This is a genomic window from Streptomyces sp. NPDC102514 (genome assembly GCF_055584525.1).
Map to the genome: position 1 here is coordinate 1 of NZ_JBVJLW010000001.1, position 12,368 is coordinate 12,368.

Annotated in this window: 13 protein-coding genes, 2 pseudogenes and 1 riboswitch; of the genes and pseudogenes, 4 read left to right on the top strand and 11 right to left on the bottom strand. The window is 71.9% G+C overall.

The genetic code is table 11. The features are described from left to right. A pseudogene (locus tag ACZ60E_RS00005) lies at window positions 1-171 on the bottom strand (aa3-type cytochrome oxidase subunit I); the annotation flags it as partial. Window positions 172-276: 105 nt separating this feature from the next. Between ACZ60E_RS00005 and ACZ60E_RS00010 the strand changes: the two are divergent. Together ACZ60E_RS00010 and ACZ60E_RS00015 are read left to right on the top strand one after the other, a co-directional pair. Next, window positions 277-852 (top strand): RNA polymerase sigma factor, encoded by a 576-nt coding sequence (locus ACZ60E_RS00010; protein ID WP_469436338.1) that lies wholly within the window; start codon window positions 277-279, stop codon window positions 850-852. Continuing rightward, window positions 845-1,879 carry a CU044_5270 family protein gene (locus ACZ60E_RS00015; protein ID WP_469436340.1) on the top strand — a complete coding sequence of 345 codons (1,035 nt, stop codon included), beginning with the start codon at window positions 845-847 and terminating at the stop codon, window positions 1,877-1,879. Before ACZ60E_RS00010 ends, ACZ60E_RS00015 begins: the two co-directional genes overlap by 8 nt. 30 nt (window positions 1,880-1,909) lie before the next feature. On the opposite strand, the gene ACZ60E_RS00020 is transcribed toward ACZ60E_RS00015, so the two are convergent. The 3 genes from ACZ60E_RS00020 to ACZ60E_RS00030 form a co-directional block, all read right to left on the bottom strand. Further along, window positions 1,910-2,764: a bifunctional 5,10-methylenetetrahydrofolate dehydrogenase/5,10-methenyltetrahydrofolate cyclohydrolase gene (locus ACZ60E_RS00020; protein ID WP_384809813.1), complete on the bottom strand. Its 855-nt coding sequence runs from the start codon at window positions 2,762-2,764 to the stop codon at window positions 1,910-1,912. Between the two features lie 20 nt (window positions 2,765-2,784). Beyond that, window positions 2,785-2,871: riboswitch (ZMP/ZTP riboswitch) on the bottom strand. A gap of 133 nt (window positions 2,872-3,004) precedes the next feature. Next, window positions 3,005-3,832, bottom strand: a complete 828-nt coding sequence (locus ACZ60E_RS00025) for a hypothetical protein (RefSeq protein ID WP_453794258.1) — start codon at window positions 3,830-3,832, stop codon at window positions 3,005-3,007. 268 nt (window positions 3,833-4,100) lie between these two features. After that, window positions 4,101-4,472, bottom strand: coding sequence for a nuclear transport factor 2 family protein (locus ACZ60E_RS00030; protein WP_384809816.1), 372 nt, complete (start codon window positions 4,470-4,472; stop codon window positions 4,101-4,103). Between the two features lie 187 nt (window positions 4,473-4,659). Between ACZ60E_RS00030 and ACZ60E_RS00035 the strand changes: the two genes are divergently transcribed. Both ACZ60E_RS00035 and ACZ60E_RS00040 read left to right on the top strand, forming a co-directional pair. Continuing rightward, window positions 4,660-4,959, top strand: coding sequence for a hypothetical protein (locus ACZ60E_RS00035; protein ID WP_384809818.1), 300 nt, complete (start codon window positions 4,660-4,662; stop codon window positions 4,957-4,959). Between the two features lie 193 nt (window positions 4,960-5,152). Then, window positions 5,153-5,377, top strand: a complete 225-nt coding sequence (locus ACZ60E_RS00040; protein WP_384809820.1) for a hypothetical protein — start codon at window positions 5,153-5,155, stop codon at window positions 5,375-5,377. A 57-nt stretch (window positions 5,378-5,434) separates the two neighbouring features. On the opposite strand, the gene ACZ60E_RS00045 is transcribed toward ACZ60E_RS00040, so the two are convergent. The 7 genes and pseudogenes from ACZ60E_RS00045 to ACZ60E_RS00075 form a co-directional block, all read right to left on the bottom strand. After that, window positions 5,435-6,643, bottom strand: a complete 1,209-nt coding sequence (locus tag ACZ60E_RS00045) for a hypothetical protein (protein ID WP_469436344.1) — start codon at window positions 6,641-6,643, stop codon at window positions 5,435-5,437. Window positions 6,644-6,754: 111 nt separating this feature from the next. Next, a complete protein-coding gene (locus tag ACZ60E_RS00050; protein ID WP_469436346.1) occupies window positions 6,755-7,927 on the bottom strand; it encodes a polyprenyl synthetase family protein in 1,173 nt (390 codons plus the stop codon). 584 nt (window positions 7,928-8,511) lie between these two features. Further along, window positions 8,512-9,531, bottom strand: a pseudogene (locus ACZ60E_RS00055) (tetratricopeptide repeat protein); the annotation flags it as partial. 237 nt (window positions 9,532-9,768) lie between these two features. Next, the gene (locus tag ACZ60E_RS00060) at window positions 9,769-10,278 is read right to left on the bottom strand and encodes a mycothiol transferase (protein WP_469436348.1); all 510 of its coding nucleotides are present in this window, start codon (window positions 10,276-10,278) and stop codon (window positions 9,769-9,771) included. Window positions 10,279-10,348: 70 nt separating this feature from the next. Continuing rightward, window positions 10,349-10,798 (bottom strand): Zn-ribbon domain-containing OB-fold protein, encoded by a 450-nt coding sequence (locus ACZ60E_RS00065; protein WP_469436350.1) that lies wholly within the window; start codon window positions 10,796-10,798, stop codon window positions 10,349-10,351. Window positions 10,799-10,917: 119 nt separating this feature from the next. Continuing rightward, complete coding sequence (locus tag ACZ60E_RS00070) at window positions 10,918-11,646, bottom strand: TetR family transcriptional regulator (protein ID WP_469438269.1); 729 nt, start codon at window positions 11,644-11,646, stop codon at window positions 10,918-10,920. A gap of 166 nt (window positions 11,647-11,812) precedes the next feature. Then, window positions 11,813-12,196 carry a hypothetical protein gene (locus ACZ60E_RS00075; protein WP_384809830.1) on the bottom strand — a complete coding sequence of 128 codons (384 nt, stop codon included), beginning with the start codon at window positions 12,194-12,196 and terminating at the stop codon, window positions 11,813-11,815. Window positions 12,197-12,368: the final 172 nt, after the last annotated feature.

Genomic DNA, 12,368 nt, shown 5'->3' on the forward strand with positions numbered 1-12,368 from the left:
CATCAGCAGCGCCATGACGCCACCGATGCAGAAGAACGCGAACGACGTGACCAGGTACATCGTGCCGATCGTCTTGTGGTCCGTGGTGGTCAGCCGGCGGACGGCGGCGAGGCCGGGACGGCGGCCCGGACGTGGGGGCGCGAGCGCCGGGATGACAGTGTTGCTCTCCATGCCCCGCCTGTGTCCGCCGGCCCTTCCGACGTCACACCCGGGCGGAGCGACAAGGATCACCGAAACAGGTGTGACGATCGAGGACCTGCCGGACACGTACGGAACATGAGCAACGACGAGATCTTCGCCGCTGCCTATCGCGAGCACTACTGGGCGGTCAGCCGCTATGTTGCGCGGCGACTGGACGGCCGGACGAGCGAAGTAGAGGAAGTGGTGGCGGAGGTCTTCACCGTCGCCTGGCGGCGCCGGTCCGACCTGCCCGCGTCCCCCCTTCCCTGGCTGTACGGCGTGGCACGCAACTGCCTGTCGAACGCGGTACGCGGCTACGGACGCCGACGGCGGCTGATGGACAGGCTCGGGAACGACGAGACCGCGCACGGCAGACAGATCGTGGACAGCCCGGACTCCGAGCGGCCCGCCGAGTGGGTGCACGACGCGCTGGCCCGCCTCTCCCCGGCCGACCAGGAGGTGCTGCGGCTCACCGCCTGGGAGGAACTGGGCGTCGACGAGATCGCCGTGGCCCTCGGCTGCGGCAGCCGAGCCGCGGCGATGCGGCTGCACCGGGCCCGCCGCCGCCTCAGAACGGAGATCGCCCGCATGCGCATCGTGGTGACCCCGAGCGCCGGGCCCGCCGACACCCACTCCGGCACCGACACTCCGAAGGAGCAGTTCCATGGCTGACGAACTCGAACTGCTGCGCCGCGCCAACCCCGTGCCCGGCGACGACCCCCGCTTCGGTGACGCCCCGCTGGGCCACGAGGCCGAGAACCGGCTCAAGCACCTCCTGACAGACGCAGGAGCAGGAGCAGGCGCAGGAGCAGAAACGGGCGTGAGTGGGGGCGACGAGCGCCGACCGGGACGGACCCGTACCCGCCTCGTCTGGGCGCTCGCAGCCACCGTGGTGGTCGCCGTGACCGCCACCGCTCTCCTCCTCGCGGGCCCGAGCACCACCCCGGCCGTCGCCGCGCCCCGCCCGCTGGTGGTCCGGGCCGACTCCACCCCCGTACCCCTCGACAGGCTTGTCGCGAGGGCGGAGCGGGCCGAGCGGGACGCGGCGGACGGTCCGGCCGGGCTGCGCAAGGGCACGCATGTGCAGTCGTGGAGCGTGGGCATGTCGGAGGACGAGCCGCCGATCACCCTGCCCGTGGAACGTGTCGTCCGCTGGAACGCCGACGACAGCCACACTGAGCTGGTCGTCGCAACCGACCCGCGCCACCCGGGCCGGCGGGTCCTCACCGACGCGGCCGACGGCCCGCGCCTCGTCGACGACGGGCACGTCATCAGCGAGCAGACCTTCCCGCCGAGCTGGAGCGACGCCCCGCCCCAGTCACCGCCCCCGCACGACACCACGCGGCTGCGCGCCTACCTGCGGGAGGCGCAGCACCTCGACACCCCGCCGACCACCGGCGAACTGCTGGACGCCACCGCGGTGCTGCTCGACACCTGGACCCTCGGCGCCCGCGAGAACGCCGCGCTCACACGGCTCCTCGCGGACGCGAAGGGGTTGAGGCCGGTCGGCCAGGTGACCGACCGCCTCGGCCGGCTCGGCCAGGCGTACGTGTACGACGGAGCCGGTTACCGCCGGATGCTGATCATGGACCCGGCCGACGGTGCCGTCCTGGGTCTGGAGGCGACCGCGGCCGTCGACGAGCCCGAGTACGGCGTGGAGGCGGGCGACGTCATGGACTACAGCGCGTGGATCCGCTGACGCCCGGCCCCCTGATGACCCGTCCCCTGATCAGGCGCCGGTCTGCCGGACGGCCGCCTCGACGGTCTGTGACAGCAGCGTGGCGATCGTCATCGGACCGACCCCACCGGGCACGGGAGTGATCAGCGAGGCCCGCTCCCGGGCGCTGTCGAAATCGACGTCGCCGACGTTACCGGCGTTGTAACCGGCGTCGACGACGACCGCGCCCGGCTTGATGTCCTCCCCGCGGACCAGCCTGGGGCGTCCCACCGCGGCCACCACGATGTCCGCCTCCCGCAGGACCGACGACAGGTCGTCGGCCGGGGTGCGCGAGTGGCAGTACGTCACCGTGGCGTCGCGGCCGAGCAGCAGCATGCCCACCGGCTTGCCGAGGATCGCGCTGCGGCCCACCACGACGGCCCGTCTGCCGGTCAGGCCGACGTCGTACGCGTCGAGGAGGCGCATGATCCCGCCCGGGGTGCAGGAGGAGAAGCCGGGCAGGCCGAAGCTCATCGCGGAGAAGGAGGCGAGGGTCACCCCGTCGACGTCCTTCTCCGGAGCGATCGCCTCGAAGGCCGCCCGCTCGTCGATGTGGTGCCCCATCGGGTGCTGGAGCAGGATGCCGTGCACGGTGGGGTCGGCGGACAGCTCGGTGAGCGTGCCGATCAGTTCGGCGGTCGTGGTCGCGGCGGGCAGGGACACGTGCCGCGAGGCGATCCCCGCCTTGCGGGAACGGTTCTGCTTCATGCGTACGTAGGTGACGGACGCCGGGTCCTCGCCCACCAGCACGGTGGCGAGACAGGGCGTCACCCCCGTGCGTGCGGTGAGGTCGGCCGCCTGTCGCGCCGTCTCCTCGACGATCCGCCGGGCGAGGGCGGTGCCGTCCATGAGTGTGGCCTGGGACATGTGCTGCTCCTGAGCGTCGTGGAAGATGCCCAGGCGCGCGGCTCGGACGATGTCGTCGGGCCGCTCCCCGGTGGTGGTCCACCTCAGCGCCAGTTACGGCCTGGGCATATTTTAAGCCCAGTCGTGAGCGCCTCAGTGGGCTCCGCCGAGGTGTCGGTTTTGTCCGCGGGCCGGTGCGGGCCGGTGGGGGCCGGCCACGCAGTCCCCGCGCCCCTCGAGGGCTCGGGCTTGGGCCGGGCTTCAGGGTTCGTTCGTCAGGAACGCCGTCGCCTGGGCCTCCACGCGTACGGCTCCGATCGCTCCCGCCCAGCGTGCGACCTCCGTGGCGAGCGCCGTGGCGGCCGGTTCGTCGCCCGTGTCGCGGGCCAGGACGGCCAGGAGCATCTGCTGGGAGAGGGTGCCGGGGACGTTCCCGGCGCGGGCGCCGAGAGCGGTCGCCCGGGTCCAGCGCTCCCGCGCCCGGTCGTGGTCGAGATTGTCGTGGTCGTGGTCCCCGAGATGGCGCAGCGCCTCACGGGCCAGCAGGTCGTCGGCCGACTCCCCGGCGTCCAGAGCGAGTTCGTAGTGCGCGGGCGCCTCGTCCCGCTCGGCGAACAGGTTGTCGACGATCAGCCCGAGATACATCCGCGCCCAGCCCCTGCGTACCTCGTCGGCCGCCCGAGCGCACAACTCTTCCGCGCGCCGACGCAGTTCCGCCAGCTCGGCGGGGTCCTTGCCCGCCGGACCGAACCGGAACGCACCGTCCCCGAGCAGCAGACGAAAATACGCGTGCCGCAGCCGTACGAAGTCCAGGTCCCAGCGCCCGACCGGTTCGGTGAGCTCGCCGATCGCCGTGTCCGCGGCGGCGATCCGGGCGTCCGCGGTGTCCGTACCGCCGAACCAGTCGCGCTCCAGGGCGATCTGCGCCCCGGCGAGTGCGAGAGCCGCCCGGTCGCGCGGCTCGGTGGTGACGGTGGCGTCGAGGAGGCATAACGCGCGCTGCCACCGTCCGGCCCGGGCCAGTTCACGCGCCGCGGCGGTGACCTCGTCCACCGGGAGGGCGGCGTGCGGCGTGCTCGTCTTTGTCATGGCGAGGAAGGTAGTAAGCAGAAAAACCATCCACAAGGAAACTATTGCGCGACTTCAGGACATCGGGCCACGGCAGCCTCGGACAGCCGCCTCGGACGGGGGCGGAAGGATCACCGACGTGCACGCGCCGCCCGCAGTGCCGACCGGAGGAGAGCGGCGGACACGCGTCGGCCCGCCCCGCGAGCGGGCCGGGGCCGCGCCGGCGGCCCCGGGCTCAGCCGCGCCGAGAAGGTCCAGGTCAGACGCGAGGTGATCCGGACCCTCGGCGTCATTCCTCGGCGTCCCAGGCCTGGAGAACGGTCTGGTCGACGATCTTGCCGTCGCGCAGCGACATCATCGAGTTGGCGAGCACCCTGACGCCGTCGGGGTACAGACAGGATTCCTGGAAGGCGACGTGATCCCCCTGGACCACGCACTGATCCAGCGTGTGCGTCATGTCGCGGCTGTAGACGTCGGCGAGCATCCCGCCGATCTGCTCACGGCCGCGCATGACCATCGGATGGCTCGGCTGGGTGTTGCGGTCGACGACGCGCAGTTCCGCGTCGTCCGCGTAGAGCGACAGCAGCGCCGTCGCGTCCTGGCCTTCGATGCCCCGGCGCAGTGCTTCGGTGTCGAAGCCGGGGCCTGCCGCGGTGTCCATGACGGACCTCCTTGTGGACCACTGGTGAAGGCCGCGGCCCGTGGTGCGGAGCGGGCCGCAGAAGGCCTCTCTTCCGAGACTCCTCCGGCACGGGAACCTCGGCAAGCGCAGCCGTGACGATGCGCCTGTCGGGTGAGGGGCCGGTCGGGGCCGTGTCCGCGGGCAGCTTGTCACCGTTGCTGAAAGCATGATCTCAACACGACGTATTGTCGCCGCCGTTGGCCTCGCCATCAGCGTCACGGGTCTCGCCGTACCGTCCGCGGGTGCCGCCACGGTCCCCGAGACGGGAAAGCTGGACCCCATCGCGGAGCTCGACCAGATCGCCGTGAGCGACCTCCCCGTCGAGCACAGGAACAAGATTCCGAAGATCTCCGAAGGCATCCAGGAGCTCAACCAGCTGAACGGCCTCTACCAGCTGGAGCAGCTGCACCAGGTGACCGACCTCGCCGCCCCCGTCACCGGACTGCTCCCCGCCGTCGAGTACTGAGTCGCCGAGTACTCAGTCGTCGAGTACCGAATCGTCCGGTTCCGGGCCGTCGGGTTCCGAGTCGTCCGGCACCCGGCCGGCGAGCGCCGGGCCGACCGCTCACCGTGTGCGTGGCAGAGAGGCCCGGTGACGATCCGGTGGTCATCGGCCCTGCCCGGATGCGCGCGCGGACGGTCCGGGCGAGGCTGAGGGCATGTCGGAACACCCCGCAGTACTCGTGCATCCGCCGCGCGGCGACGGCGGCCGGCGCGTGACGGTCCACGGCGAGCCGATCGGCACCGCCATGAACCTCCCGGACATCGTCGAGTTCCTGCGCCGCGCCGGGCTGGACTTCGACGAGAACGAGGTCGCCGTGTCACCGCTCATCGAGTGGCGTGGCGGCGGCTCCTCGTACTGGGGGCCGGAACCAGGACACTGACGCGAACACACGGGCCCCCTGCACGCCATCCGTGCGTGCAGGGGGCCCGTACTCATGTCAGCAGATGCTCTGCGTGCTGTTGACCAGCGTGTTGTTGCGGAATGTCGTGTTGGTGCCGCACGGACTCTCCCTGATCACGGAGTTCGTCACCGTCAGGTTCTGGACGGTGATGTCCGAGTTGTTGGGGAACTCCGTGCGCGCGGCCAGCCGGATCTCCCCGCCACCCGTGACGCTCCCGCTCTGCGCGGCGAGGTTCACGTTGTAGCAGTTCTCGATCAGGATCGCGTTGTTGCCGGTGTTCGAGAGCGTGACCCGGTCGATGGTCGCGCCACCGCTCTCCGAGACGCAGAAGACGCCCCGGCCGCCACCGCGCGCGACGACCTCGCCGACCCGGACGTTGGTCGCGTAGCTGCTGCCGATCCGGCCGTTGCGGTTGGCCATCCGGAAGGCCGCGTAACCGGTGCCGGTGCCCGCCCCGTCCGCGTCCACCTTCGTGACGGTGGCGTTGACCGTCTGGTTCAGGAGCAGGCCCGACTCGCCCACGTTGCGCGCGGTGACCGTGCCGATGGTGATGCCGTCGACCCCGTACGTCTCCACGGCGTGGCTGCTCGCCCCGGACACGTAGACGCTGTCGATACGGACGTTGCGGGTCCACTGGGTGGTGTCGCCGCGGTTGTCGATGCGGACGCCGAGACCGGCCGACAGGCGCATGTCGATCTGGCCGAGGACCACGTTGGTGACGTTGCGCATGAAGATGCCGTAGAGCGGGGCTCCGGTGACGTTGAGGTGCTGGACCTCGATGTCCTGTACGCCGCGTGCGTAGACCGGTGCCTGGTCGCCGGTGCCCGAACCGGTGACGTTGATGGTGCCGCACACGTCGAGCACGGTGTAGCTCGGCAGGGAGACCCTGGAGCCGGCGCTGATGCTGCCCGAGCCGCGTACGACGACCCGTTCCTTGGACGTCCGCCCCGCCGTGAGGCTGCTGACGGCCGCCTGCATCGCGGCCCGCATGTCGGTTCCGGTGTAGACGACGCCGGTCCCGCGCCGGGCGGTCCAGGTACTGCCGCTGAGCGTGGCCTCGGCCTGGTACGAGCCTTCGCCGCACGCTGCCGTCGGGGCGGCACTCGCGGGGGCCGCACTGGCCGGGGCGGTGAGCAGGGCCGCCGCCGTGACCAGGGTCGTCGCGCAGGCGGCGAGGACACCTGTGCTCCTGAGGCGGGGCCGTGGGGTTGAGCGAGTGAGGTGAGGTGCGGCTCTGCGTCCCATCTCGTCTTCTCCTGTGTGGGGGTGGATAGCAAGCGTTTTCTACGGTGAGGTGCGGTGAGTGTGGCAAGGGCTTTCTGAGGCGTCAAGGGGCTTGTGGGGGAGGGGAATCGGTCACATCTCGCGGCGTACGAGGAAGTCGAGCAGCGCTCGCAGGTCGTCGGTGCTGCGGGTGCTGCGGGTGCTGCGGGTGCTGCGGGTGTCGCGAGCGTCTCGGGTGCCGTGGGTGGTGCCGGTGCCGGTGCCGGTGCCGGTGGTCGAGGGGAGGCTGTCGAGGCAGGCGTCGACGACGGCGATGTGCCGGTGGGCCTCCGCCGTCGCGGCCGCGCGCCCGCCGGCGTCCTCGATCAGGGACGCGGCGCGCCGGGCGTCTGCCCCGTCCAGTGGGTCGGCGGAGTTCAGGAGGCGGGCGAGCGGCCGGGCGGCCGGTGTGCCGAGGGCGGCCAGGACCGGGAACGTCTTCTTGCCCCGGAGCAGGTCCGCGTGGACCGGTTTGCCCGTCACGGCGGGATCGCCCCAGATGCCCAGGAGATCGTCGACCACCTGGAAGGCGACGCCCAGATGACGGCCCGCGCGGTCGAGCGCGGCGACCGTCTCGCGAGGGGCGCCGGCGAGCACGGCGCCCAGAGCGGTCGCGCAGCCCAGCAGCGCGCCCGTCTTGTGTTCGGCCATCGCGCGGTACTCGTCCGGGCGCACCGCCTCCGGGCCCGTCCAGGGGCGGCTCTCGAAGAGCAGGTCGTCGGCCTGACCGCGTACGAGGTCGTTGAGCGCGGTGGACAGGTGGCGTACGGCCGAGGGGATGTCGGTGCCGGGTGCGGCGGCAAGGGTCTCCACGGCCAGGGCGAACAGCGCGTCGCCCGCGAGGACGGCCGGTCCCGTGCCGTACGCCTTCCAGACCGTGGGGCGCCCGCGCCGGGTCGGATCGCCGTCCATGATGTCGTCGTGGAGCAGCGAGAAGGTGTGCACCAGTTCCACGGCGACGGCCGCGGTCACTCCGGCGCTCTGCGGGGCGCCGGCGGCTTCCGCGCCCAGCACGGCGAGGGCTTGGCGCAGGCCTTTGCCGTGCGCCGGTGTGGAGACGGGCGCGCCACCCGGCTCGCACCAGCCGAGGGAGTAGGCGGCCATCTCGCCCACCCAGGGATGCAGCCGCGCGATCGCTTCGGCCAGCGCGGGGCGTACGAGGGTGCGGCTGCGTTCCAGCAGGTGCGAGGCGCGCTCACCTGCGCGTGCCTCTGCGGCGGGCCGGGGGCGCCGGGCGGGGGAGAGCGCGGAGGACATCGTGGTCATCGTCGGCTCCCCGCATCGGTCCGGCCGGGCGTGAGCGCGGCGGCGCGCGGGGCGTTGGCGGGAGGGGCGCTCGCGGCTGCCTTGGAGTCGGGCGTGACGGGTTGTTCGGGGTCAGGGGCCAGTCCCGGGTGCGGGCCGGCCGTGGCGCCGGTGGGGGCGGGGAGCTTCGCGGCTGCTTCCGTTCCGGGGGCGGCCTGGGCGGGTGCATGCGGGCTGGGCGGCCCGGTCGGGGTGGACGTGGCCACGCCAGGTTCGGTCCGGGTGTCGGGCGAGGTGTCGGATTGCCTCCGGGCGTCGGTCGTCATGCCGGGCTCGGCCTGCGTGTCCGGCGAGGTGTCGGGCTTGCCCCGGACGTGCGTCGTGGCGTCGGACCTGAGCGGGGCGTCTGGCGATGTGCCGGGTTCGGCCGTGGCGGCCGGTGAAGTGTCGGGCTTGTTCTGGACGTTCGTCGCGGTGCCGGGTTCCGTCCGGGTGTCCGTCGCAGTGGCGGGCTCGGCCGTGGCGGCTGGTGAAGTGGCCTGCCTGGTAAGGGTGGTTGTGGCAGTGCTGGGCGCGGTGTCGGAGTTGGTGCCCGGTCCCGGGGTGATGCCGAGTTCGGTCTGGGCGTGGGACACCATGCGGTGTGCGTGGCGCAGGCCGATCTGGTCCAACACCTGGGCCAGGTCCGCCAGTTCGGCGGCGGTCTCGTTCAGGTCGCGGCCCAGGCGGGCGAGGGACTTGGCCAGGCCGAGGCGGGAGAGCGCCTCCCCGCGCGGCTCGCTCATCGCCCGGAACTCCGAAAGCGCCAGTTCGTAGAGGTCCCGGGCCTCCGCGTAACGCCCGGCGCGGTACAGGACGTTGCCGCGCATCTTGTGGTTGTACGCCAGCGCGCTCGACAGGTTCATCTCGCGGCACGTCACCTCGGCCTCGGCGAGCAGGCCGAGCGCCCGGTCGGCGTCCCCGTCGCGCACGGACACGATGTCGGCGAGACCGCGCAGCGCCCACGCGTGACCGCGCCGGTCGTCCGCCCGCCCGGCGATCTCCGCCGCCTCCTCGAACATCGCGTACGCCGTGTCGTACGAACCGGTGTTGCGATGCATCTGCGCGATGCCTTCCAGCGCCCACACCGTGTGCCGCGCCTCGCCGCGTTTGCGCGCCTCCGTCAGCAGTTGCTCGTGCAGCGCGCCGACCGCCGCGTAGTCGCCCTGGATACGGCCGGTCTCCGCCATCCCGGCCAGCGAGTAGCCGCGTACGACGATGTCGCCGCCGCGTTCGCCGAGTTCGGCGGCGAGCCCCAGCAGGCGCCAGGCCAGTGGGAACGCGCCGCGCTGCCGGGCGAGCGTGCCGCCGCTCCACAGGGCCCACGCCATCGCGGCCGTGTCCTTCGCCTCGCGGGCCGCGCGGTAACTCGCCTTCCACGCCCGCTCGGCGTCGCCCACCTGCCCGAGCCGCCGGTGCGCCTCCGCGACCGCGAGACCCGAGCGGGCGGCGTCTCCCCGTGCCCCGGCACGCTCGGCCTCCCGCAACTGCTCGGTGCCCGCGGCCAGTACGTCGACCAGTGAGGAGTTCACGGACAGGGTGGTGAGCGCGCCTTGGTACTCGGGCGCGAATGCCTTGCCGTACATGGGTGCCTTTCGGTCCGCCGGGTGCGGTGGACGCGGCGGACCTGTCTATACACAGTATGTATACATGCTGTGTATAGTGCCCCGGTTCTCCGCCTCGGATCACTGTCCTGGGTTCGACGGGTCACCGGCGCCGCCGCGCCACCTCGTTGTGGATCAGGACGAGGATCGCGGCGGCGGGGTTGCCTCTGAGGCGCACATCACTGCGCCGGGAGGCCGGGCGGTCGGCCGGCGGGCGGCTCAGTCGGCGGTCGACCGCCCCCGGGCGTAGGCGGCCTGACCCACATGCTGCAGGTCGTCGGAGAGCACGCTGACCAGGCGGGCGCCCAGGGTGACGGCCGGGGTCCAGTTCTCGTCGACGATGCGGTCCAGGTCCTCGGCGCGCAGATCGCTCAGCGCCCGCAGGGTCTGCTCGTGCACGGCGTCGTAGTAACCGGTCAGGAGGTCGGCCGAGTCCACCCGGACCTCGGCGACCTGCCGCGCGTCATGGCCGTAACCCGTGTCGTCCTCGGAGAGCGGCAGCGCGAAGCGGGCAGCCCAACCGCCGGACAGCCAGACCTGCTTGAAGCCGAAGGCGTCGGAGACGTGGTCGTCCTGGACGCGGGTGAGGTGCCAGATCAGCCAGCTGATCGAGTTGGCCGTGCCGCCGGGCCGGGCGTTGAGCTCGTCGGGGGAGAGGCCGACGACGGCGGCGTGCACCTCGTCCTTGATGCGTCCGTAGGCTTCGACCAGAACGTCCTGGGCGTGCATGGGTTCCTCCGGGCTCTTCTTCCGTGGACATACGTCCCGCCCAGTGTCCCCCGTGGTGCTGCGGAGTGCGTCAGTGCCAGCCGGAGTAGGACCCGGCGTACGGCCCGGAGAAGGGCTCGTCGCAGAGCTTGAACACGGGCTCGCGGCGCACCGGATCCGACGACGTGGTGAGCTGGACGCGGTCGCCGGTGCGGATCGCGACGAGCGGCCCCGAGACCCGGCCCCTGACCGTGAATCCCTCCGCCATCTCGACGAGCGAGACATTGCGCGCGCCGGGAGTGTTGCGTTGCACGACGGTCGCGTGGCGGATGACACCGAGGCCCGCGCTGCGTTCCGTGAGCAGATCGCTGCCCGCGCAGACCGGGCAGAGCAGTCGGTGGAACGTGCTGGACCCGCACCAGCGGCAGCGTTGGTACAGAAGCCCCTCTTCGGCGGGTCCCGCGGCCGTCGTCGCCCCGGTCCCCGCAGCCGTCCCCGGGTCGAGTAGGCCCGTCGTGGTCCCGCTTCCTCGGTGGAACACGATGTCATCTCCCTGCGCCTGGCCGGAATCTGAAGGTGTGCGCAGTGCCGCGCACGGCCTCAGAATATGGCACGCAGTGCCACAGGTAAAGGAACTCAGTACCCTCAATCGTGAGGGAATCAGGCAGGATCGCGGCCGAGCGTGGTCTCGATCTCCTGGACGACCCGCCACAGCGGGGCGCCACGCCGGGAAACGACGACGACCACGTCGTCGTCCTTGCCGCCGCCCCAGGCCCCGTTCCCGCCCCCGTTCCCGTCCGCTCCGGGCCTGCGTGCCGTGCCGTCCGCCGTCTGCTCCGGCCCGAACACCCCCTGGACATGAGCGAGGGCGTGGTCCACCTCGGCACTCGCGTCGCCGCGGCCGTCCGAACGCAGCCAGGACCGCAGCCCGTTGTTGTGCGCGGCGACCACGGCCGCGGCGATGACGTCGGCCCGCAGGGTCCCGTCCGGCCGGCCCGCGAAACGTCCGCGCAGATACTCGGCCAGCGCCCGCTCGTACCGCCAGACCACGGAGAGTTCGTACGTCCGCAGCCCCGGCACCTTTCTGGTGAGGTGGTAGCGCTGTACGGAGAACGCCGGGTTCTCGGCGTACATGCGCAGCACCAGGCGTGCGGCGTCGCAGACGCGCTCCACGGGTTCGTGCGTGGGGCCGCTCTCGCCCAGGAAGGCGGTCATCCGGGCCAGGCAGCCCTCGTGGTCGGGGAAGACCACGTCCTCCTTGGAGGGGAAGTACCGGAAGAAGGAACGGCGTCCGACACCCGCGAGGGCCACGATGTCGTCGACGGTGGTCTGTTCGTACCCCCGCTCCACGAACAGATGGAACGCCGCCGCCACGAGGGACTCCCGCATCGGCGGCTTCGGGTTGCTCATGTCGGCCGCCCGGCCGGGACGGGGTGCCTCGCTCATGGTGGCGAACCTAGCACCGCACGAGATACTGATGGCACTCAGTGTGCTCCGCACGGGGAACTGAGTGCCATCGTGTTCCGGTGTGTACGCGGGGCCGCCGGTGACCGGTTCAGTGGCCCTGGCGGGCGCTGTGGCTCTCCACGAGCGCCTGGGTGATCACACGGACGCCCCGGGCGATGTGGTTCAACTGCGTCAGCTCGGCCGCGTACAGCTTGATCGTGTGCTCGATCACGGACTCCGGCATCCCCATGGCGGGCAGCTCGGTCCGTGCGCTCTGCAGCGCGGTGCGCACGACCCGGATCTCCTGCTGGAGCTGGATCTGCGCGTGGCGGGCGAGCAGGACGGGCTGACGGATCAGCAGCGGGTAGCTGGCGTAGCGGGTCGGTACCAGCTCGCGCAGCCATTTGGCCGCCGATCGTTCCCAGTCACGGTTGCCGGGCGTCTTGACCTGACAGGGCCAGTCCGTGCTGATGGGCGAGTACGTCAGGGACATGGGGATCGCTTCCGAGGTGGCCGGCGGGCGGTTCTGGTCGTTCTTGGCGGCCCCGGCCCAGGGGATTGACCGGGGCCGCCACGGGCGTGCGTGAGCGGTGCCCGTTCCTGCGCCCAGGGCGGTGCGAGGCGGGTGCGCCGCGATCCCGGGCGACCGGGACCCCACCGGATCC